A 21,658-nucleotide genomic window follows, 5' to 3' on the forward strand; every position below is an offset into this window, starting at 1 on the left:
AAGGTGACGAGAATCTGGGGACTTCGCGCACATTCGGCAGCGTTCCACCTGGAATCTGAGGAGTTATGAACGAGAAGCGCGCTCAGCGCGAACCGGCGTCACAGCGACGCGGCGAACTCCGTGATGAGGTCGGCGGCGAGCTCGGCGTCGCTGATCAGCGTTCCGTGCCCGTGGTCGGGGATCTCTCGCAGCTCGGCCCGGCCCGGTATGAGGGAGACGATCTTGCGGCACCAGTCCACGGGCGCGAGTGGGTCTCGCTCGCCGCGCAGCACGAGCACGGGGCACAGCACCTTCGCGTACGCCTTCTCGGGCTCGTGCACCACGGTCGCGCGGATCTTCCTGATCAGATGCGGTCCGCCTCGCAGATACTCGCGCGCGCCGCGCCAGAGGACGATCGGACGCTCGCCGATCAGGTCGCGCATCAGATACGTCGCCTGCTCCCTGACGCTGCGCGATGCGCTGTTCACAGTGGGCCCGGCGAGCACCACGCCGTCGACGACCGATGGATGCCGCGACGCGAGCTCCGCGCCGATCTGGCTGCCCATCGAGTGGCCGATGACGACGGCATCCGAGACGTCGATGCTGCGCAGGAACGCCGCGATCAGATCGGCATGCCGCGCCATGGTCAGCGTGCGGGAAGGCTCAGGTGCCTCGCCGAACCCGGGCAGATCGAGGGCGATGATGCGGCCGGGCAGACGCTCGACGAAGTCGAGATAGACGCTGCGGCCCATGCCGATGCCGTGGATCAGCACGTAGGGTCGCGCGCCGGTGCCGAAGTCCTCGGCGATCAGGGTCGCGCCGCCGTGCTCGAATTCGACGATGGATGCAGGAGTGCCCTCGGGAGCAAGAAGACGTTCTGGCACCCTTCGAGCCTATCCCGCACCGCTCAGAGAACTGCTGAGAGGAAGTCGCGCGTGCGCTGCTCCTGCGGATCGCTGAAGATGGCCTCGGGAGTGCCCTCCTCGACGATGCGTCCGCTGTCGAACATCAACACGCGATTGGAGACGTCCCGGGCGAACTGCATCTCATGGGTCACGATGAGCATGGTCACATCGGTGTCCCTGGCGACGTCCCGCAAGATGTTCAGGACTTCGCCGACGACCTCCGGATCCAGCGCGCTGGTGACCTCGTCGAGCAGCAGGATCTCCGGCTCCATCGCCAGCGCTCGCGCGATCGCGACGCGCTGCTGCTGACCTCCGGACAACTGCGTCGGGTGAGCGTTCTCCTTGTCGGGCAGGCCGACCTTCTCGAGCAGTGCACGCCCGCGGGCAAGCGCCTCCTGCTTGGACAATCCCAGGACATGCACCGGGGCCTCGATGATGTTCTCGATCACCGTCATGTTGGGGAACAGATTGAACTGCTGGAACACCATGCCGATGCGCTTGCGCATCTCGTTCTTGTGCTTCTCCTTCAGCTCCACTCGCTTGCCGTCGCGTTCGAAGTGCGTGAGCGGGCTTCCGTCGATGAGGATGTAGCCGGCGTCCGCCTCTTCGAGCGTCATGACGAGCCGCAGGATCGTGGTCTTGCCCGATCCGCTCGGTCCGATCAGCGTGACGCGGTCGCCGCGCCGCACGGTGAAGTCGAGGTCGTGGAGGACGACGTGGTCGCCGAAGCGCTTCTCGACCTTGTCGAAGAGGATCGCGGGAACGTCTCCGTCCTCGAGGGCGATCGCGCCGGTGTGGGTGTCAAGCGGTGGTGTATTCAAGCTTCTTCTCCAGTCGTCTGGCCAGGACCGAGCTCAGCAGGCTCGCCGCCAGGAAGATGAGTCCGGCGAGGGTGATCGCCTCCACGTAGCGGAAGTTGGTGCCGCCGTAGAGCTGCGCCTCCCGCACGAGCTCCGTGACCGTGATCACCATGAGGAACGGAGTGTCCTTGAACATCGAGATCACGTAGTTGGCGAGGGCGGGGAGCGTGGCGCGCAGCGCCTGCGGGATGATCACGGCCGTCCAGGTGCGAGCGGGCGACATCGACAGTGCGGTCGTCGCCTCCCACTGGCCGGGCGGCACGGCGTCGATCCCGGCGCGATAGACCTCGGCCATATAGGTCGCGTAGTGGATGCCGATGATCACGGTCCCCAGCACGATCGGAGGCACGGTCGTGAACACGTAGTAGGCGAACAGCAGCTGCACGACCAGGGGGGTCATGCGGACGAAGTTCATCACCAGCGTGAGCACTCCTGCGACCGGTCCGGGCGCCGTGCGGCGTCCGAGCGCGATGACGAGACCCAGGACGGCGGCGATGGCGCTGCCGATGATGGTCACGACGAGCGTGACGGTCAGGAAGGTCCACAGCAGGTCGGGGAGGACGGCGAGCGCGTGATCCCAGCTCCAGATGCTCTTGTCGTCGTTCATGCGGCCTGCCCCGCGCCCTTCATGTCCGGGACCGACGGCGTGCCGGCGATCGCGTCACGCCACTTCGTGCCTTGGCCGAGACGGTGCTTCGCGCGGGACTCGAGCGCGTTCATGCCGAGGGTCAGCAGGTAGGCGATCGCGAAGTAGATGAGGAGCCCCAGTGTGTACGCGAAGAAGACGTCGGTCTGCACGCGCAGCCGGTTCAGTTCCGCAGTGAGGTCGACGATCGTGATGAGGTACACGACCGCCGTCCCCTTCAGGAGCTGGATCAGCAGGTTGTTGAGGGAGGGGATCATGAGCGCCCAGGCCTGGGGGAAGATCACCCGGCGCATCCGCTGGGAGCGCGACATGCTCAGCGCCGTCGTGGCCTCCCATTGACCGGCCGGCACGGCGTTGATGGACCCGCGCACCACTTCAGCGCCGTATGCGCCGTAGTTGAGACCGAGGGCCAGGATGCCGGTGAACAGGGCCGGGAGCTCGAGGTTGAACGGCGGCAGCGGCAGCACGAAGAAGAAGAAGAACAGCTGCACGAGCAGCGACGTCCCGCGGAAGAGCTCGATGATCGTCCTGGCGAACCCGCGCAGCAGGATGTTCTCGAACCGCGCCAGCAGACCGAGCGCGATCGCGACGATGATCGCCAGGAGGGCGCCGCCCGCAGTGAGCACGAGGGTGATGAGCACCCCGTCCCAGATCTGCGGCAGCGCCCTCCAGAGCGCGTCCAGATTCTCAGTCACCGGAGCGGGATCAGCCCAGCTCGCCCGAGCAGAGCTGCTCGGTGGTCAGGTCAGCCGGCGGGAGGTTCTCGGCGGTGAACCCGAAGGGCTCGACGAGGTCGAGGTAGGCGGCCTCGTCGCCGGTGATCTTGGCGAGCTCCTCGTTGTAGGCCTCGAGGAGCTCGGTGTCCTCCTGGCGGAACACCGTCGAGCCGGCGCCGATCTGCTCGACGCCGTCGATCTCCTGCACGAAGGCTTCCGTGGTCTCGACGTCGTCGAGGTCCTCCGTCATCCAGTTCATCGAGACGGCGGTCAGGGCGAAGGCATCCGCTCGGCCCGACTGCACGATCTCGATGCCGGCCTGAGCGCTGTCGACCTGGACGGTGTTCGCGATGCCGAGGTCGGCGGCGTAGCCCTCCTCGATCGCGCCGGACTGCACGGCGAGCGTCACGTCGCCGCCCGCAGCGGCGATCGAGTCGAGGTCGCTGAGATCCTTCGGGTTACCGGCGGGCACCACGAGCGTCGTCGTGTACATGATCTCGGGGTCGCTGAACGCCGCCTCCTCGCAGCGCTCCGGGAGGATCGACATCCCTGCGCTGATCACGTCCCAGCGCCCTGCGTTGAGCCCGGGGATGAGCGAGTTCCAGTCGACCTCTTCGATCTTGATGTCGTCGATGCCGAGGCTCTTGAAGATCTGCTCGTGCATGGCGATCGTCGCACCGGTCGGCTCGCCGTCCTCGACCCACGAGTAAGGCTGCTCCGAGGCGATCGCGAGAGTGATCGACCCTGACTCCTGTGCCTTCTCGAGCGTGCTCATGCCCTCGGTCTCCGCGTCGCCGCCGGCGGAGCAGCCGGCCAGCAGGCCCAGCGTGAGCGTGCCGACCGCCGCTGTGGCGACACCGATCCGTGTCGTTCTTTTCGTCATCATGTCCTCGCGTTCCGTATCGGGTTCCGTTCTCGGGGCGCGCCGCAAGGCCGCCGTAGACCGCGACCCAGACTATGAACGTTGTCGGCACTTGTACAGTCAGACGCGCAGATTGTCGACAAGTATGCAGAATCGTGATCTCGCGAGACACTGTTTCCGGATCGACTTCGTATCTCGCCGCCGAGGATCGACAATGAGTTGTTCGCTGTTCCCACGCACCATCGATGGCGACGAGCCGAAGGGATGCTCATGACCTCACACAATCCGCGACCCGTGACGCCGATTTCGATGGTCCGCGTGCCGCGCCCGTCGACGGTCGACCTGATCACCGCAGAACTCCGCAGCGCCATCTTCTCCGGTGCCCTCCCTGTGGGCAGCCCGATCGGCGAGGTCGAGATGGCGTCCCAGCTCGGAGTGAGCCGGAGTCCCCTGCGCGAGTCGATGCAGCGGCTGGTGCAGGAGCGGCTGCTGACGGCATCCCCCGGTCGCGGCATGCGGGTCAGCGAGATCGGGCCCGAGCGCGTCGCCGATGTCTACGACGCACGCCTCGCCATCGAGGCTCAGGCGGCCAGGCTCATCATCAAGGCCGGCGCCGAGTCCGTCCTGGACCGGCTCGAAGCCGCCTACGCGGCGCTCGTCCAGGTGAGCCGGGGAACGGATGCGCTCGCCATCAGCGACGCCGACCTCGAGTTCCACCGTCTGCTCGTCGACGTGTCAGGCAGTGCCCGGCTCGGGCTGTACATGTCGACTCTCGTGATCGAGACCCGCATCGCCGGACTCAGCGGCGAGGGCGACGGCTACACCGCACGCCGCTCCGTCTCGGAGACCTATCGTGAGCTGCTCGACGCGCTCGCCGCCGGTGACGCGTTCGCGGCTTTCACGGCTCTCGAACGCCAGTTCGCCGAAGCCGTCGCACGGCACACCGGCCAGGCCGGCGACGTCGACACCGTCGAGACCCCGGTGACCGAGGCGATCGCGGTGATCACCCCGATCGAGGTCGTCGACGACGAGGGCTGATCAGCCCTTCGGCGCCAGCGTCAGCGTGTCGACGGTCGCCTCGGCGACGGCATCCGGCGTGTAGGCCCACACCGTCTGGAGGCCGCGCGACCAGTTCTCGGTCTGATCCGTGTAGTGTGCGTGGAACGCGTGCCCGGATGCTCCGGTCAGATGATTCCACGAGGAGGCATCGAAGTCGGACAGATCGATGACCATGCGCATCGATGGCACGGTCGTCGTCTCGTACGACTGGCCGATGTCCCAGCCCGTCGCGTTGACGACCGACGCGCCTCCGCCGACGGGGTAGGGGCCGCGGTTGAACAGCGCCTCGATCGGCGCGATGCCCGAGGAGCCCAGGGTGTCGCTGCGCAGGGTGATGGCGTGCAGACTCCCCCAGTTCCACCGCGAGGTGACGCCCCCCTGCAGGGCGACGAGCTCGTCATAGGCCTCCTCGGCCGACAGGGCGAGCATCTCGTCCATGCCGCTCGCGCCGATCGCGTCGTTGGACCAGAGCGGATCGGACGGGTCGTCGAGCATGCCGTCGACGACGGTGAACAGGCGGCCCTGACCGCCGATGGGCAGCGGCTCCTCGCGCTCGGCGAACAGGTTCGTCACGAGGTGCGACCAGAGCACATTCGCATAGGCGGCCGCCGCCGAATCGGCGTTGTTCTGCGCATCCCAGGTGCGCAGCAGGTCGACCGCCTCCTGGGGGCCCGCGCCGTCGACGGCGACATCGCCCATGACGGTGGCGAGCTTTTTGCCGATCCACATCTCGTTGTCGTTCTGGATCGCGCGCATGTCCGCGCTCGTGAGGGGAGCCGCGGCCGCCTTGCGCTCGATCAGGTGGGCGATGCGCGCGGCCCGGTACCCGTGGTCCCAGTCCCGCGAGAGGAAGTGGTCGTAATCGTCCGTGACGATCGCGTTGTTGGCTGTCACGATGTAGCCCGAACTCGGGTTGTACGACACGGGCAGCTCCTCGAACGGGATGAACCCCGTCCAGTCGTACGCGCTGTCCCAGCCCGGCTGCGGCAGCCAGCCGTCGCCGGCGCCGCGGATCGGCAGACGCCCTGGTGCCTGGTACCCGATGTTCCCCTCGACGTCGGCATAGATGAGGTTCTGCGCCGGGACGTCGAACAGGGATGCCGCATGCCGGAAGGCGTCGAAGTCGTGGGCGGTGTTCATCGCGAACAGCGCCGCCGCCGTCGTGCCGGCGTCGAGCGCCGTCCACCGCAGGCTCACGGCGTACTCGCCGCTCATGCCGTTCGCGGCATCCGTCTCGCCCTGGCTGAGGCCGGAACCGTCGGCCGTGACGAGGCCGTCGGCGACGGACGTGAAGTCATCGGTGAGGCCCGACACGATCGGACCGTGCACGGTCGAGCGGATCGTCAGCGGGATGTCGTCGCCACCCGCGACCTCGATCGTCTCCTCGCGGACGTCGAGCGGCACGAGTTCGCCGTCGCGCCAGTACTGGTCGCCGTCGACCTTCTCGATGTACAGATCAGCCACGTCGGTCGTCAGATTCGTGAAGCCCCAAGCGACCTGGCTGTTGTGGCCGATCACGACGCCGGGAAGACCCGAGAACGAGAAGCCGCCGACGTCGAACGGGCAATCATCGCTGATCGTCGAGCAGCGCAGCTGCACCTGATACCAGACGCTGGGCAGTGCGGCCCCGAGGTGCGGATCGTTGGCGAGCAGCGGCATCCCGGACTCGGTCAGCGCACCCGACACGACCCATGAGTTCGAGCCGATGCCCTCGCCGGCATCGCCGAGGAGCATGCCGGCCGCCTCGATGACGCTGTCGGCCTCCTGCCAGTCGATGGTCGTGACGGCGTTCTGGATGCCGCTGCCGGAGTCGTCCGTGAAGGACGCCCTATCGGCATCCGTGCTCGATCCGACCTCGGGGACGACCGAGATCTTCGGCACGATGACCGGGTTCTCATCGAACGGGTACGACGGATAGAGCTGCTCGAGCATCGACATGCTGTCGGCCGGTGCCTCGGCATCCCCGGTCTGCGCGACGAGCAGCGCCCGCTCGGTCTCGTCCTCGATGTTCGTGCGGAGGTCCCAGGCCATCGCCTTCAACCATGCGACGGAGTCGGCCGGCTCCCACGGCTCGATCTCGTACTCCGGGTTCTGCATGCCGAGTACGGCATATTCGAGGGATGCCTCGGCGCCGTCGTTCTCGGCGAGGTAGGCGTTCACGCCATCGGCGTAGGCCTCGTAATAGGAGCGGGTGGTGTCGTCGAGGGCCTCGACCTCCTGTTCGGCGACGTCGCGCCAGCCGAGTGTGCGCAGGAACATGTCGGTACCGGACTGCGACTCCCCGAACATCTCCGAGACACGGCCGCTGGTGACGTGGCGGCGGAAGTCCATCTCGAAGAAGCGGTCCTGCGCGTGCACGTAGCCCTGCGCGTAGAACAGGTCGTGCGAGGAGTCGGCCGTGATGGTGGGCAAACCGAGCGCGTCGCGCTGCACGACGACCTCGGACTGCAGCCCGTCGACCTGCAGCTCGCCGGCGGTCTGCGGGAAGGAGCGCTGGATCGTCCAGACTACGAAGAACGCGGCGGCGACCGCGACGACGAGGAGGGCGGCGACGACGAGGAATGCGATCCTCCCGATCTTCGCACCGAGATGACGGGGGGCGGGCTCGGCGGGTTCAGTCGTCATCGCACAGCTTTCAGGGTTGACCTGGGGATCCGGTCTCACCGGATCTGGGAGCGCGTTTCGGGTCCGCGCCCCTGGAATCCTAACCGATCAGCGGTTTTCCGCGCGCAGCCTGTGGATGAGTCGCTCCCGCGCGTGTCCCTGCGGTGCCCTCACCCGATCAGGCTCGGCTGCAGGTCGCGCAGCGTTCGGCGATGCGTCATCCGCGTGACTCCGATCGCCGCGAGCGCGAGCGCACCGACGAGCCACAGACCGAGCACCGCGAGATCCCATGCGGCGCGTCCCAGGTCGCCGCCGTACATCAGCTGTCGCATGGCGTCCACGACGAAGCCCATCGGCAGCACGTGATGGAGGGCGGCGAGCGGCACCGGCAGCGTCTGCCACGGGAACGTCCCTCCCGCCGTCACCAGCTGGAGCACCATGAGCACGAGCCCGAGGAACTGCCCGACCGAGCCGAGCCAGACGTTCAGCGCGAGGATGATCGCCGTGAACGTCGCGGATGCCGCGATCAGAACCCCGAGGGCGCCGGCGAGGTTGTCGAAGCTGAAGCCGAGCGCGGCCGTCAGCACACCCATCAGCGCGACCATCTGCAGCGCGCCCAGCAGGGCCGGGGTGAGCCACCCTGCCAGAGTGATGCGCAGCGGCGAGTGCAGCGCCGTGACGGCGCGACGCGAGACGGGCTTGACGATGAGGAACAGCGCGTAGATGCCGATCCAACCCGCAAGCGCGCCGAAGAACGGGGCGAGGCCCGCGCCGTAGTCCTCGGCGGCCGCGTCGTCCGCGGTCGTGATGCGCACCGGGTCGGCGATCGTGTCGGCCTGCGCCGCGCGCTGTTCGGCGGTGGATGCAGGGATCCGGTGCACTCCGTCCGCCAGGCCGTCGCGCAGCTGAGCCATGCCGTCGGTCAGGGTGGCCAGGCCGTCGCGGAGCTTCGCGGCGCCGTCGTTCGCAGCGGAGGCGCCGTCGGAGAGGGATGCCGCACCGTCAGCGAGCTGTCCGGCGCTGCTCGCCAGCGTGCCCGCGCCGCCGGCGAGCGCGTCGGCGCTGCTCGCGAGCGTGGCGGCTCCCGCGGAGAGCCGGTCGATCTCGGCGATCGCGGACTGCGCCTGCCCGGTCGCGCCCTGAACCCGGTCGGCGACCGGCTGCAGGAGGGCCGTGATCTCGTCGATCTCGGCATCCGAGATCCCCCGGGCGGCGAGGGCTGCGCGGATGTCCGCACGGACCTGAGGGACCGCGTTCTGAGCGTCGCCGATCGCGACGCCGACCCGATCCGCGACGGCGGCGATCTCGGCATTGCCGTTCGCCACCTGATGCGCGCCGTCGGCGAGCTGACGGGATCCGTCCGCGAGCCGGGACGATCCGTCGGCGAGCTGCTGCGACCCGTCAGCGAGTCGGGCGCTGCCGTCCGAGAGTTTCGCGGTCCCGTCGGCGAGTGCGGTGCTGCCGGAGTGGGCGGATGCTGCACCGTCGGTGAGCTGCGATGCGCCATCGGTGGCGTCGACAAGCGATTCGCGCACATCGCTGAGCCCTGTCAGCAGCCGGTTCGCCGCCTCGGTGCCGACCTTTTCGGCGACCGTGGAGCGGATCTTCTCGACTGCCTGGGTGCCCATGGTCGAGGCGAGATAGTTGTTCGCGTCGTTGGTGCCCAGCCGCAGCACCGCCTGGTGCGGATCGGTGCCCGACGCCGAGGTGAGCGCGGCGGAGAAGTCCGCGGGGATCGTCACGGTGAAGTCGACGTCTCCGGCGGTCAGCGCGGCGGCGGCAGCGTCGGCATCCATCCGCTGCCAGTCGAACGCGGCGCCCTCGACGAGCGTCTCGGCGACGTCCTCGCCGTAGTTGACGCGGGTGTCCGGATCGGATGCCGACGGCGCGCCTTCGTCGTCGACGACGAGCGCGACCGGAACGTCGCTGAGCTTCGCATACGGGTCCTGGTTGGCCCAGAGGTACAGTCCGCCGTAGAGCACGGGCACGAGCATGAGGGCGATCAGGGCGATGATGCCCATCTTCGTCGAGGTCAGCCGCCGCAGCTCGGCGGCGATCATGGACGGAACCTTCATTCCTCCTCCTCGGTCTCTTCTGACGGCATCCGCTCGATGGTCGCGGCTGCGGCGCCGCCCACGATCACGAGCACGGCGAGGCCGCGGTCGGAGAACTCCCGGACCACCGGCCACCAGGACTCCGGGCGGCCGCCGTGGCGGTCGGGATGCACGAGGACCAGGCCCTCGACGCCGTCGCGCAGGACGGCCAGTTCGCACAGGATCCGCACCCTCGCCGCGGTCGGCACGGCGCTGAACGGCAGGCCGGCGAGCTCGGGGTACCCCGTGTGCTTCAGCCAGCTGCGGGCGTGCAACGGCGTGGCGCCGCGGCCGGCGAACATGAGCTCTTCGCCGACGACGCCGGCGACCGTGACGTCCGGATGCGGGTCGTTCACGTCAGGTGCGTCGATGAGGGCGACTCGGCGGCGCAGCATCCGGTTGTCCGTGGCGCCGTCGATCGTGACGGTGCCGGTGTCGGGGCGCATCCGTCCGCTCGCGATGAGGCCGAGGACGGTCGGACGCTGCTCGGTCTCGGCGAACGCGACGGTCGCCGTGCCGGTCTCGTAGGAGAGCGACGTCTCGGGCAGAGCCTGACCCTGGCGTCCCTTCGAGACGCCGTGGAGTTCGATCCTCATCGAGCTGACTCCTTCGCGAGCAGGTCAGGATGCGCGCGCACGAGCTCTTCGGCCTCGCGCCACGAGAGGCCGCCGAGGCTGAGCACGGCGCGCACGGCGATTGAGCGGGCGTCGGTCACGGACGCGGTGAACATCGGCGCGCGCGTGACGAACGTGCGCGCGCCCTCTTCGATGATGCGGGCGAGGGTCTCGGCATCCATGTCGGTGCGCAGCGTCTGGACCGCCTGGCCTCGGCGCACGATCTCGAGGAGCATCCGGCGGACGGGTGCGAGCGCGGCTGCGGTCGATGCGACGTGCTCGTCGTCGAGTGCGACGGCCGCGATGAGCTGGACGTCCTCGGCCGCGCCCCACAGGCGTGCGGCGAGCCGGGCGAGGTCGGCGCGGGCGTCGGCGGTCATCGGCTCGTCGGCGATCGCGTTGAAGCGCTGCGCTCCGGTCGCGATGAGTTCGGTGACCAGGGCCGCGCGGTCCTCGAAGTGCCCGTAGAGGGCGCGGCGGCTGAGGCCTGCGGCGCGGGCGACGGCGTCGATCGAGGCGCGCGGGTCCTTCGCGAGGGTTTCGCGCGCGGCGGCGAGGATGCTCTCGCGATTGGCTCGGGCGTCGCTCCGGGGTGCGCGCGGGGTCGGCTGGGTCATGCGTCCAGTGTAGAAACATGCACACACCTGTGCAAGTTAACTCAGCGGATGCTCAGCCCGGCGACACTTCGGTGGACCTGAGCACGGATGCAGGACGTTTCCCCGGGATCCGTCCGACATCGGTCGTTTCGGCCCCCGAGGCGTCGCGCCCATGCGACGGAGGGGGCGGATGCCGCAGCACCCGCCCCCTCCTGAACCGAGCCTCAGTCCGTGCCGGAGTCGAAGGCCGCGCCCTCGGATGCGGCATCCACGGCCTCGGCGAGGGCCTCATCGGGAGCATCCGATGCGGTGATCTCGCCGGCCTCGCCCGCCGTCACGCGTCCGACGAGCTCGCCGGTCGCGCCGCCCACGAGCCCGAGGCCCGCGTACTGCTCGAGGCGGGCGCGCGAGTCCGCGATGTCGAGGTTGCGCATCGTGAGCTGTCCGATGCGGTCGACGGGACCGAAGGCGGCGTCGCCCACACGCTCCATCGAGAGCTTCTCGGGGCCGTACGACAGGTTGGGGGAGACCGTGTCGAGGATCGTCCAGTCGTCGCCGCGGCGCAGGCGGATCGTGACCGAGCCCGAGATCGTCGACCCGACCCAGCGCTGGATGGACTCGCGCAGCATGAGCGACTGCGGCTCGAGCCAGCGTCCCTCGTACATCAGGCGGCCCAGGCGCCGGCCCTGCTCGTGGTAGGTGGCGAGGGTGTCTTCGTTCAGGATGCCGTTGACCAGGCGCTCGTACGCGATGAACAGCAGCGCCATGGCCGGGGCCTCGTAGATGCCGCGGGACTTCGCCTCGATGATGCGGTTCTCGATCTGGTCGCTCATGCCCAGGCCGTGGCGTCCGCCGATCGTGTTCGCCTCCATGACGAGGGCCACAGGGTCGGAGTACTCGACGCCGTTGATGGCGACGGGGCGGCCGGCCTCGAAGGTGACCGTGACGTCCTCGGTCTCGATGGCGACGGACGGGTCCCAGAACTTCACGCCCATGATCGGGTCGACGGTCTCGAGCGAGACGTTCAGGTGCTCGAGGGTCTTCGCCTCGTGCGTGGCGCCCCAGATGTTGGCATCCGTGGAGTACGCCTTCTCGGCCGAGTCTCGGTACGGGAAGCCGTGTGCGACGAGCCACTCGCTCATCTCCTGGCGACCGCCGAGCTCGGTGACGAAGTCGGCGTCGAGCCACGGCTTGTACACGCGCAGGCGCGGGTTGGCGAGCAGCCCGTAGCGGTAGAACCGCTCGATGTCATTGCCTTTGTACGTGGAGCCGTCGCCCCAGATGTCGACGCCGTCCTCCTTCATGGCGCGCACGAGCATCGTGCCGGTGACGGCGCGGCCGAGCGGCGTGGTGTTGAAGTAGGTCTTGCCGCCGGAACGGATATGGAACGCACCGCACTGCAGTGCGACGAAGCCCTCTTCGACCAGCGCGGTCTTCGCGTCGATCAGGCGCGAGGCCTCGGCGCCGTACTCGAGCGCGCGGCCCGGGATCGAGGCGATGTCGTCCTCGTCGTACTGCCCGAGGTCGCCGGTGTAGGTATAGGGGACAGCGCCCTTGTCGCGCATCCACGCGACCGCCACAGAGGTGTCGAGACCTCCGGAGAATGCGATGCCGACGCGCTCGCCGACGGGGAGGGACTGCAGGACCTTGGACATGCCATCCAGTCTATCGGCGCGCGGCCCGGCGCCTTGGTGGGATGACGCGGGGGCGGGTGCCGGTCAGGACGAGGCGAGCTCGCCCTGGGGGGTGTCGGCGTCGGTGAGCGCCTCGAGGAAGCGGATCACGGCCTCGCGGTCGTCCGCGCTGAGGGATGCCGCGGCCGAGAAGCGTCTGGCGTGCTGCCGGCCGATCGTGTCATGGGCCGAGAGCCGGGTGCTCTCGGTGACCTCGAGGCATGTGGTGCGGCGGTCGTGGGGATGCGGGACGCGCACGAGATGGCCGGCCGCCACCAGTCTGTCAACGAGCTTGGTCGTCGATGCGCTGGAGATGCCGACCTCTCGCGCCACATCCTTCGGCGTCACGATCTGCTCCTGTTCGGTGGCGCGGATGATCATGCGGATCGCGCGCATGTCGCTCTCGTTGAGCTTCATGTACCGCTTGGACGCCTCAGAGAGCGCGCGCGACGCCTGCTGCCATTGACGAAGGGATTCGAGCACGCGGAAGCACTGGTCGACCTCCTGCTCGGAGAGACCGACGCGATCGACGAGGTCGGATGCGGATGAGAAGTATCGCATGTCTGCGTTCTCCGCTCCGGGTCTTTCTGGCTCGTGCACGATGTCATCATAACTGTTACGCTGAGCATAACTTAAGCCAGGCTAAAGAAATGGAGATGCCCGTGGAGCCCGTGGAGCTGGTCGTACTCGTCGATGAAGACGGTGCACCGATGGGGACTCACGACAAGGCGACCGTTCACGGCACCTCGACGCCTCGGCATCTGGCCTTCTCCTGTCACATCCTCGACGCCGAAGGGTGCCTGCTCGTCACGCGCAGGGCGCTGAGCAAGCGCACCTGGCCGGGCGTGTGGACGAACTCCGTGTGCGGTCATCCTGCGCCGGGGGAGAGCATGGAGGACGCCGTCCGTCGCCGGGCCGCTTTCGAACTGGGGCTCGAGGTCGCAGGCATCGTGTGCGCTCTGCCGGAGTTCGGCTATTCGGCACGGGATGCGTCCGGCATCCAGGAGAACGAGTTCTGCCCCGTCTTCATCGCCCGAGCGGTCTCCGCCGTGGAACCGAATCCCGACGAGGTGGCCGAGTTCCGCTGGGCGGATCCGGCGGATCTCGTGGCGGCGGTCGGTGCCGCTCCCTGGGCCTTCAGCCCCTGGCTCGTGGCGCACCTCGCGGATCTCGCGCCGCACCTGACGGCGACGACCACGGCGGGCGCCCATGTCTGAGCGCACGATCGAGCGCACCGCGTTCGATGAGAACACGTTCGACGAGACAGCGTTGAACGAGCGACTGCGCGAGGCGCTGACCGCCGCGGAACGCCGTGCCCCGTCGTCCTCGGCTCCGTTCGAACGCCTGTGGAGCACACTCGCGGCCATGACGGCGGGCGGGAAGAAGCTCCGTCCCCGCCTCCTGCTGGACGCCTACGCGGCCCTGGGCGGGTCCGATGAGCGGGCGGCGATGGATGCCGCGTGCGCGGTCGAGCTCCTCCACCTGGCGTTCGTCATCCACGACGACGTGATCGATCGCGATCTGACCCGACGCGGCGAGCTGAACATCACGGGGGCGTTCGCGATGGATGCCGTGATGCTCGGCGCGAGCCACGACGACGCGCGCGCCTGGGGCGAAGCATCCTCGATCCTCGCCGGCGACCTCATGCTCACGAGGGCCCACTCGCTCCTCGCCCGCATCGATGTCGATGCCGAGCGCCGGCACGCGCTGCTGGACGCGTTCGAGGACGCCGTGCACGAGAGCGCAGCCGGAGAGCACCGCGACGTGTGGCTGAGCATGCACCTCGAGCCCGCCGGCCCCGACGAGGTGCTGTCGATGATGGAGCAGAAGACCGCCGCGTACTCGTTCCAGGCTCCGCTCGTGCTCGCGGCGATCCTCGCCGGCGCAGCGCCGTCCGTCATCGCCGAACTCACCGGGATCGCCCGACGGATCGGCGTGGTCTATCAGCTGCGCGACGATGTGCTCGGCCTCTTCGGAGACGAAGGTCGCACGGGCAAGTCGACGATGAGCGATCTGCGCGAGGGCAAGGAGACGCTGCTGATCGCGTACGCGCGCTCCGCCCCCCGCTGGTCCGAGGTCGAGCCGCTGTTCGGCGATGCGCAGCTCGACGAGGCGGGCGGGGAGCGCCTGCGGCAGGTGGTCAGGGATTCCGGCGCACTCGCGATCGTCGAATCCGTCATCGCCCGGCGCTGCGACGAGGTCCATCGACTGATCGCGGAGGCGGAGGTGCCCGTCGCGCTCCGCGAGCGACTCGCCGCGATCACCCGGGCGTGCGGTTCGAGGGACGTATGAGAGCCGCGGGCATCGACCTCTACAACGCGACCGCGGACGTCAGCGCCGCGACGGTCATCCGCCGCTACTCGACCTCATTCGGATGGTCGAGCAGGCTCCTGCCCGCGGCCATGCGCGACGACATCGCCCACGTCTACGCGCTGGTCCGACTCGCGGACGAGCTCGTCGACGGCCCGGCCGAGAGCGTCGGAGTGGATGCCGCGACCCGGGGCATCCTGCTCGACGAACTCGAGGCCGACACCGAGCGCGCCCTGTCGCTCGGCTTCAGCACCAATCTCGTCGTGCACGCGTTCGCGCTGACCGCCCGCACGCACGGCATCGGCATGGACCTGTGCCGACCGTTCTTCGCGTCCATGCGCCGGGACCTCGACACCTCGGCTCTCGATGCTGCGGCCCTGGACGATTACATCCACGGCTCGGCCGAGGTCGTCGGACTCATGTGCCTGGCCGTGTTCGAGGCGGGCGCGATCCGCGAGGCGGCCGCGCGCGAGCAGCTGCGCTCCGGCGCCCGTCGCCTGGGTGCGGCGTTCCAGAAGGTCAACTTCCTGCGCGACTTCGCCGAGGACCATGATCAGCTCGGTCGCACCTACTTCCCCGGCACATCGACAGCGCTCACCGACGATGCGAAGGGAGAGATCATCCGTTCCATCCGTGCTGATCTGCAGGCCGCCGACGAGGCGATCCCTCTTCTGCCGGCGGGATGCCGGCCCGCGGTCTGGGCCGCGAGGACGATGTTCGGCGAACTCGCCGACCGCATCGAGTCGACGCCGGCGGCGACGCTCATGCGCACGCGGGTGAGCGTGCCGGCATCCGTCAAGGCCCGCATCCTGGCGCGCGCCTTCGCCATGAAGGCGGCTCGCGCGTGAGAACGGGCAGGGGCGCACGAGGCAGGCGTATTGCGCGACCGGCATCCCGCGTCATCGTCATCGGCGGCGGCGTGAGCGGCCTCGCCACCGCCTGTCTGCTCGCGCACGACGGCCACCATGTCACCGTGCTCGAGAAGAACCCCGATCTGGGCGGGCGGGCGGGGGCCTGGGAGCAGGACGGCTTCACCTTCGACACCGGACCGTCGTGGTATCTCATGCCCGAGGTGTTCGAGCACTTCTACCGGATGCTCGGCACGACGACCGCCGAGCAGCTCGACCTCGTTCCGCTGCAACCCGGCTACCGCGTCTACGGCGAGCCCCGGCAGAACGACCCCCAGGCACCCGTCGACGTGAGCACGGGAGTCGACGCCGCAAGCGCACTGTTCGAGAGCCGCGAGCGCGGCGCCGGCATCCGGGCCCGCCGCTACCTCGCATCCGCGTCGAAGACGTACCGGGCGGCGGTGCGCTCCTTCCTCTACAACCCGTTCTCCTCGTGGCGCGACTTCGCATCTCCTGCGGTGCTCGCTGCTGTCCCCGCCGTCGTACCGCTGCTGTTCCGGTCGCTGTGGTCGTTCGTCGCGCGCCGGTTCCGCGACCCGATGCTGCGGAAGATCCTCGGCTACCCCGCGGTGTTCCTCGGCACCTCGCCCTTCGACGCTCCGGCGCTGTATCACCTGATGAGCCACATGGACCTCGTCGACGGCGTGCAGCATCCGCGCGGCGGGTTCCGCGCATTCGTCGCCTCACTCACCGCGCTCGCCCGCGAGAACGGCGTCGAACTCCTCACCGGCAACGACGTCACGGCGATCATCAGCGAGAACGGCCGAGCACGCGCCGTCGAATTCGAGCGGTGCGGTCGGACGCAGCGGCTGGAGGCCGACATCATCGTCTCGGCGATCGACGAGCACCACACCGAGACCGTGCTGCTGGCTCCCTCCGACCGCTCGTATCCCGCAGGGCGCTGGGACGCCCAGGTCTCGGGACCGGGCGCCGTGCTCGTCATGCTCGGCATCGACGGGCCGCTGCCCGAACTCCTGCACCACACGCTGTTCTTCTCCGACGACTGGCACGACAACTTCGACGCGATCTTCGGGGCACGCCCGCGGGTGCCGCAGACGCCCTCGATCTACGTCTGCCGGCCGAGCGCCACCGACGACGACGTCGCGCCCGCCGGCGCGGAGAACCTGTTCGTGCTCGTCCCGCTGCCGCCGGACGTGGAAATCGGGCACGGTGGGATCGGCACGGCGGGAGACACCACCGTGAACGCCGTCGCGGATGCCGCGATCGCGCAGATCGCCGACTGGGCGGGCATCCCCGATCTCGCCTCCCGTATCGTCGTGCGCCGCACCGTCGGGCCCGCCGACTTCGCAGCCGAGTTCAACAGCTTCCGGGGCAGTGCGCTGGGGCCCGCGCACACGCTCGCGCAGAGCGCGTTCTTCCGCGGCGTGACCCGTTCGCGTCGCGTGGACGGGCTGTTCTACACGGGTGCGACGACGGTTCCGGGGGTCGGGCTGCCGATGTGTCTCATCAGCGCCGAACTCGTGCTCAAGCATGTGCGGGGCGACCATGGCCCCGGCCCGCTGGCGACGCCTGCGGTGACATCGGGCGCGGAGGTGCGATGAACCTCGTCTACGCGGCCGCGCTGGTGGTCAGCACGGCGTGTCTCGTGCTGCTCGACCTGCGCTACGCGCTGGTCTTCCGGCGGCGTCCGCTCGCGGGCGCTGCCGCCCTCGTCATCGGATTGCTCTTCTTCATCGCGTGGGACGCCGCAGGCATCGCACTCGGCGTGTTCCGCCACGTCGACTCGCGGTGGGCGACCGGCCTGCTCCTGGCGCCGGAGTTCCCCGTGGAGGAGTTGCTGTTCCTCGTCTTCCTCAGCTACCTCACCCTGATCCTGCTGAGTGCCCGGCAGCGCCTGCGCACCAGGGAGGGTTCACGATGACGTACCTCCTGCTGTCGCTGCCGTTCGTCGCCGTCGGGGTCGTCGTGTTCCTCATCGGGGCAGCTGCCGCGCATCGCGCCGGTGCTGCCCAGGCGTACTTCTCGTCCTGGGCTGCGGCGGCGTTCGTGCTCCTCATCCTGACCGCGGTGTTCGACAACATCATGATCGCCGCCGGCTTCTTCGACTATCGCGAGGACGGCATCTCCGGCATCCGCCTCGCTCTCATGCCCGTCGAGGACTTCCTCTATCCGATCGCCGGCTCCCTCCTGCTCGCCGGCGTCTGGCAGCTGCTCGGCGGCGAGCGCGAACCGCGAAGGAGGGCGGATGCCTGAGAACGCGGTCCGCACCCTGCTCGTCGCCTCGCGGCCGCTGAGCTGGATCAACACGGCCTACCCTTTCGCCGCCGTCCACCTGCTGACGACCGGCACCATCGATGCCGCCTTCGTGATCGGGACGCTGTTCTTCCTCGTGCCGTACAACCTTGCGATGTACGGCGTGAACGATGTGTTCGACTACGAATCCGACCTCGCCAATCCCCGTAAGGGCGGTGCCGAGGGCGCGAAGCTCCCGCCGGAGCTGCACCGCGCGACACTGTGGGCTTCGGCCGCCCTCGGCGGCGCGTTCGTGATCGCGCTCGTCGTCCTCGGCGCGGGCCGGCCGGTGTCGTGGGTCGTCCTCGCCGTGAGCCTGTTCGCGGTGCTCGCCTACTCCGTGCCCGGCCTCCGCTTCAAGGAGATCCCCGTCGTCGACTCGATCACCTCGAGCACGCACTTCGTCTCCCCGGCGCTCTACGCCGCAGCGCTCGCCGGCACGACGCTCACGCCGCCGCTCGTCCTCACGCTGATCGCGTTCTTCTGCTGGGGCATGGCCAGTCACGCGTTCGGGGCCGTCCAGGACATCGGCCCCGATCGGGATGCCGGGATCGGTTCCATCGCGACCGCGCTCGGCGCCGCCGCGACGGTGCGGATCGCCGTCGGGCTCTGGCTCGTCGCGGGCCTGCTCATGCTGTTCGCGCCGTGGCCCGCGAACCTGGCGGCGCTCGCCGTACTGCCGTACATCGCGATCGTCGCGCCTTATCTGAACGTCGACGACGGCCGGTCGGCGTCGGCCAATCGTGCCTGGCGCCGCTTCCTCGTCATCAACTACGCCGTGGGGTTCGGCATCACGATGCTGCTGATCGCCTGCTGGACGGAAGGACTCTTCGCATGACCCGCGTACTCGTCACCGGAGCCACCGGCTACATCGGCGGCCGCCTCGTGCCGCAGCTGCTGGATGCCGGGTACGACGTCAGCGTGTACGTGAGGTCGGCGTGGAAGCTGCGGGACGTGCCCTGGCGCAGCCGCGTGAAGGTGTTCTCGGGCGACCTGTCCGACCCCGTCTCGACCCGGCGGGCGATGAACGGCGTCGATGTCGCCTTCTACCTCGTGCACGCGATGAGCGCGGGGCGAGGCTTCCGGAAGGCCGAGAAGCAGACCGCCGAGACCTTCGCGGATGCCGCCGCAGCGGCCGGTGTCCGCCGCCTGGTCTATCTGGGCGGGCTGCACCCCGACACCGACGACCTGTCCGAGCACCTGGCGTCGCGGGCCGACGTCGGCCGCGTGCTGCTCGCCAGCCCGGTGCCTGCGATCGTGTTCCAGGCCGGGATCGTGATCGGTTCCGGCTCGGCATCCTTCGAGATGATCCGCCACCTCACCGAGGTGCTGCCGTACATGCCGGCTCCCCGCTGGGTGCGCAACCGGGTGCAGCCCATCGCCGTCCGCGACGTGCTGCGGTACCTCGTGCACGCGGTCGGCGTGCACGGCGACCTCAACCGGACCTTCGACATCGGCGGGCCCGACGTGCTCCGCTACGGGCAGATGATGAACGGCTACGCGGTCGAGGCGGGGCTGCCGCAGCGGCACATCGCCGCGCTTCCCGTCCTCACGCCGTGGCTCGCCTCCCAGTGGGTGAGCCTGGTCAGCCCCATCCCGCGCCAGATCGCCGTGCCCATCATCGCGTCGCTGCAGAACGACTGCATCATGAGCGAACACGACATCGACGCGGTGATCCCGCCGCCGGACGAAGGACTGCTGCCGTATCGCACGGCCGTGCGCCTGGCGCTGCGCCGCGAAGCCGACGGCGAGGTCGAGACGAGCTGGCAGAGCGCGACGGTTCCCGGCGCTCCGAGCGACCCGTTGCCCAGCGACCCCGACTGGGCCGGGCACACGGTCTTCACCGATCTGCGCGAGCGCCGCAGCATCGCGTCACCGGGAGCGGTGTGGAACGTCATCGAGGCGATCGGCGGCGAGAAGGGCTGGCACTCGTTCCCGCTCGCGTGGGCTGCTCGCGGATGGATCGACCGGCTCGTCGGAGGGGTGGGGATGCGCCGCGGCCGCCGCAATCCCTCGCGGGTGAACAGCGGCGACGTCATCGACGTGTGGCGCGTGGAGTCCATCGAACGCGGGCGGATGCTGCGCCTGCGCGCCGAGATGCGGATGCCGGGGCGCGGCTGGCTGGAGCTCGGGGTGGAGCCCGCCGAGGGCGGGAGCACCTACCGCCAGCGGGCCGTGTACTTCCCCAAGGGGCTCAGCGGCCGGCTGTACTGGCTGGTGCTGCTGCCGTTCCACGGGATCATCTTCAACGGCATGGCCGCGAGCATCCTGCGCGAGGCGGAGCAGGCCGAGCACGCCGACCAGGCCGAGAACGCCGAGAAGGCCGAGAACGCCGAGAAGGAGCGAGCACGATGAACGAGCGCGACAAGCGCACAGATGCGCGGCGGGAGACCAAGCCGGCCGCAGCCACTGGGGCATATCGGGCGGAGGGGGCACTCGTCCCCTCCGCCACGACGGCCACCTGCGACGGACCCGAGCACACCGCGGTCCCGATGCCCTACGACGGCATCCTGCTGTCGGGGTTCGGCGGACCTGAGGGTCAGGACGACGTGCTGCCGTTCCTCCGCAACGTCACCCGGGGGCGCGGCATCCCGGACGAGCGGCTCGAGCAGGTCGCCCACCACTACCGGCACTTCGGCGGCGTGAGCCCGATCAACGCGCAGAACCGAGAGCTTCTGCAGGCGCTGCGCGCGGCGCTCGCAGACGAGGGCATCGATCTGCCCGTGTACTGGGGCAACCGCAACTGGGCTCCGTATCTCGACGAGGCGCTGACCGAGGCCGCCGCCGACGGCATCCGCACGATGATCGCCATTCCGACGAGCGCCTACTCGTCGTACTCGTCGTGCCGGCAGTACCGCGAGGACTGGGCCGATGCGTTAGAGGCCGCGGGGCTGCAGGAGAGCCTGCAGATCGACAAGGTGCGTCAGTACTTCTCGCATCCCGGTTTCATCCGCCCGTTCATCGACGGTCTGCGCGACGCGCTCGCCGCGGCGCGGGCGGCCGGCCACGCCGATGACGCGATCGAGGTGCTGTTCTCGACGCACAGCATCCCGACCGAGGACGCCGCGCACTCGGGCGGCTCGATGTTCACGGGCGTCGACGGCGGCGGCTATGTCGCGCAGCATCTGGCCGTCGCGCGCGAGGTGATCGCGAAGACGTCGCCAGAGATCTCGTGGCAGCTCGTGTTCCAGTCGCGGTCCGGCCCGCCGACGCAGCCGTGGCTCGAGCCCGACATCAACGACGCGATCGACGCTCTGGACGCGCGCACCGCCGTGATCGTCGTGCCGTTGGGGTTCGTGAGCGACCACATGGAGGTCATGTGGGACCTCGACACCGAGGCGCGCGAGACCGCCGAGGAGAATGATCTGTGGTTCGCGCGGACGCCGACGCCCGGCATCCATCCGGCCTTCGTCAGCGCCCTGGTCGACCTCGTCCGCGAGCGGATCGCCGGAATCCCGGTCGAACGGCGACTGAACGAGACGGAACTCGGACCGTGGTTCGACGTCTGCCGGGGCGGATGCTGCGCGAATCCGCGGCTCGGGTTCAAGCCGGCGATCGCGGGTCTGGCGCCGTGACGCCG

At 69.1% G+C, this 21,658-nt stretch carries 21 protein-coding genes; 10 read left to right on the top strand and 11 right to left on the bottom strand.

The features are described 5' to 3' along the window. Positions 1–98: 98 nt before the first annotated feature. From AB0269_RS10375 to AB0269_RS10395, 5 genes are read right to left on the bottom strand one after another with little or no spacing between them, the layout of a single operon-like run. Positions 99–863, bottom strand: coding sequence for an alpha/beta hydrolase (locus AB0269_RS10375; RefSeq protein WP_366211112.1), 765 nt, complete (start codon positions 861–863; stop codon positions 99–101). A 23-nt stretch (positions 864–886) separates the two neighbouring features. Beyond that, a complete protein-coding gene (ehuA, locus tag AB0269_RS10380; RefSeq protein ID WP_366211464.1) occupies positions 887–1,669 on the bottom strand; it encodes an ectoine/hydroxyectoine ABC transporter ATP-binding protein EhuA in 783 nt (260 codons plus the stop codon). 16 nt (positions 1,670–1,685) lie between these two features. Beyond that, a complete protein-coding gene (gene ehuD, locus AB0269_RS10385; RefSeq protein ID WP_366211113.1) occupies positions 1,686–2,351 on the bottom strand; it encodes an ectoine/hydroxyectoine ABC transporter permease subunit EhuD in 666 nt (221 codons plus the stop codon). Continuing rightward, positions 2,348–3,085, bottom strand: a complete 738-nt coding sequence (gene ehuC, locus AB0269_RS10390; protein ID WP_366211114.1) for an ectoine/hydroxyectoine ABC transporter permease subunit EhuC — start codon at positions 3,083–3,085, stop codon at positions 2,348–2,350. The genes ehuD and ehuC overlap by 4 nt, the downstream gene beginning before the upstream one ends. Positions 3,086–3,095: 10 nt before the next feature. Next, on the bottom strand, positions 3,096–3,992 hold the full coding sequence (locus tag AB0269_RS10395; RefSeq protein WP_366211115.1) for a transporter substrate-binding domain-containing protein: 897 nt from the start codon (positions 3,990–3,992) through the stop codon (positions 3,096–3,098). A 246-nt stretch (positions 3,993–4,238) separates the two neighbouring features. Here AB0269_RS10395 and AB0269_RS10400 point away from each other — a divergent pair, with 246 nt between their 5' ends. After that, complete coding sequence (locus tag AB0269_RS10400) at positions 4,239–5,006, top strand: GntR family transcriptional regulator (RefSeq protein ID WP_366211116.1); 768 nt, start codon at positions 4,239–4,241, stop codon at positions 5,004–5,006. On the opposite strand, the gene AB0269_RS10405 is transcribed toward AB0269_RS10400, so the two are convergent. From AB0269_RS10405 to AB0269_RS10430, 6 genes are all read right to left on the bottom strand, one after another. Further along, the gene (locus AB0269_RS10405) at positions 5,007–7,652 is read right to left on the bottom strand and encodes a penicillin acylase family protein (RefSeq protein ID WP_366211117.1); all 2,646 of its coding nucleotides are present in this window, start codon (positions 7,650–7,652) and stop codon (positions 5,007–5,009) included. A 149-nt stretch (positions 7,653–7,801) separates the two neighbouring features. Then, positions 7,802–9,706 carry a YhgE/Pip domain-containing protein gene (locus AB0269_RS10410; protein WP_366211118.1) on the bottom strand — a complete coding sequence of 635 codons (1,905 nt, stop codon included), beginning with the start codon at positions 9,704–9,706 and terminating at the stop codon, positions 7,802–7,804. Continuing rightward, complete coding sequence (locus AB0269_RS10415) at positions 9,703–10,320, bottom strand: hypothetical protein (protein WP_366211119.1); 618 nt, start codon at positions 10,318–10,320, stop codon at positions 9,703–9,705. Before AB0269_RS10415 ends, AB0269_RS10410 begins: the two co-directional genes overlap by 4 nt. Next, the gene (locus AB0269_RS10420; RefSeq protein ID WP_366211120.1) at positions 10,317–10,955 is read right to left on the bottom strand and encodes a helix-turn-helix domain-containing protein; all 639 of its coding nucleotides are present in this window, start codon (positions 10,953–10,955) and stop codon (positions 10,317–10,319) included. Before AB0269_RS10420 ends, AB0269_RS10415 begins: the two co-directional genes overlap by 4 nt. Positions 10,956–11,158: 203 nt before the next feature. Next, entirely contained in the window at positions 11,159–12,589 is a 1,431-nt protein-coding gene (gene argG, locus AB0269_RS10425; protein WP_366211121.1) for an argininosuccinate synthase, read from the bottom strand. Between the two features lie 63 nt (positions 12,590–12,652). Then, positions 12,653–13,168 carry a MarR family transcriptional regulator gene (locus AB0269_RS10430; RefSeq protein WP_366211122.1) on the bottom strand — a complete coding sequence of 172 codons (516 nt, stop codon included), beginning with the start codon at positions 13,166–13,168 and terminating at the stop codon, positions 12,653–12,655. Between the two features lie 95 nt (positions 13,169–13,263). On the opposite strand from AB0269_RS10430, the gene idi reads away from it, so the two are divergent. Genes idi through AB0269_RS10475 form a run of 9 tightly spaced genes read left to right on the top strand, consistent with a single transcriptional unit; the run spans position 13,264 to position 21,653 of the window. Continuing rightward, positions 13,264–13,824 carry an isopentenyl-diphosphate Delta-isomerase gene (gene idi / locus AB0269_RS10435; RefSeq protein WP_366211465.1) on the top strand — a complete coding sequence of 187 codons (561 nt, stop codon included), beginning with the start codon at positions 13,264–13,266 and terminating at the stop codon, positions 13,822–13,824. Continuing rightward, the gene (locus AB0269_RS10440) at positions 13,817–14,899 is read left to right on the top strand and encodes a polyprenyl synthetase family protein (protein WP_366211123.1); all 1,083 of its coding nucleotides are present in this window, start codon (positions 13,817–13,819) and stop codon (positions 14,897–14,899) included. The genes idi and AB0269_RS10440 overlap by 8 nt, the downstream gene beginning before the upstream one ends. Continuing rightward, positions 14,896–15,765 carry a phytoene/squalene synthase family protein gene (locus tag AB0269_RS10445; RefSeq protein WP_366211124.1) on the top strand — a complete coding sequence of 290 codons (870 nt, stop codon included), beginning with the start codon at positions 14,896–14,898 and terminating at the stop codon, positions 15,763–15,765. The genes AB0269_RS10440 and AB0269_RS10445 overlap by 4 nt, the downstream gene beginning before the upstream one ends. Next, entirely contained in the window at positions 15,762–17,387 is a 1,626-nt protein-coding gene (gene crtI, locus AB0269_RS10450) for a phytoene desaturase family protein (protein ID WP_366211125.1), read from the top strand. Before AB0269_RS10445 ends, crtI begins: the two co-directional genes overlap by 4 nt. After that, the gene (locus AB0269_RS10455; protein ID WP_366211126.1) at positions 17,384–17,707 is read left to right on the top strand and encodes a lycopene cyclase domain-containing protein; all 324 of its coding nucleotides are present in this window, start codon (positions 17,384–17,386) and stop codon (positions 17,705–17,707) included. The genes crtI and AB0269_RS10455 overlap by 4 nt, the downstream gene beginning before the upstream one ends. Next, entirely contained in the window at positions 17,704–18,039 is a 336-nt protein-coding gene (locus AB0269_RS10460) for a lycopene cyclase domain-containing protein (protein ID WP_366211127.1), read from the top strand. Before AB0269_RS10455 ends, AB0269_RS10460 begins: the two co-directional genes overlap by 4 nt. After that, positions 18,032–18,916: a prenyltransferase gene (locus AB0269_RS10465; RefSeq protein ID WP_366211128.1), complete on the top strand. Its 885-nt coding sequence runs from the start codon at positions 18,032–18,034 to the stop codon at positions 18,914–18,916. Before AB0269_RS10460 ends, AB0269_RS10465 begins: the two co-directional genes overlap by 8 nt. After that, entirely contained in the window at positions 18,913–20,433 is a 1,521-nt protein-coding gene (locus AB0269_RS10470; protein WP_366211129.1) for an SDR family oxidoreductase, read from the top strand. The genes AB0269_RS10465 and AB0269_RS10470 overlap by 4 nt, the downstream gene beginning before the upstream one ends. Then, positions 20,430–21,653, top strand: a complete 1,224-nt coding sequence (locus tag AB0269_RS10475; protein WP_366211130.1) for a ferrochelatase — start codon at positions 20,430–20,432, stop codon at positions 21,651–21,653. The genes AB0269_RS10470 and AB0269_RS10475 overlap by 4 nt, the downstream gene beginning before the upstream one ends. The last annotated feature ends 5 nt before the right edge of the window (positions 21,654–21,658 follow it).

The organism is Microbacterium sp. NPDC077644, assembly GCF_040702785.1.
Classification (GTDB): domain Bacteria; phylum Actinomycetota; class Actinomycetes; order Actinomycetales; family Microbacteriaceae; genus Microbacterium.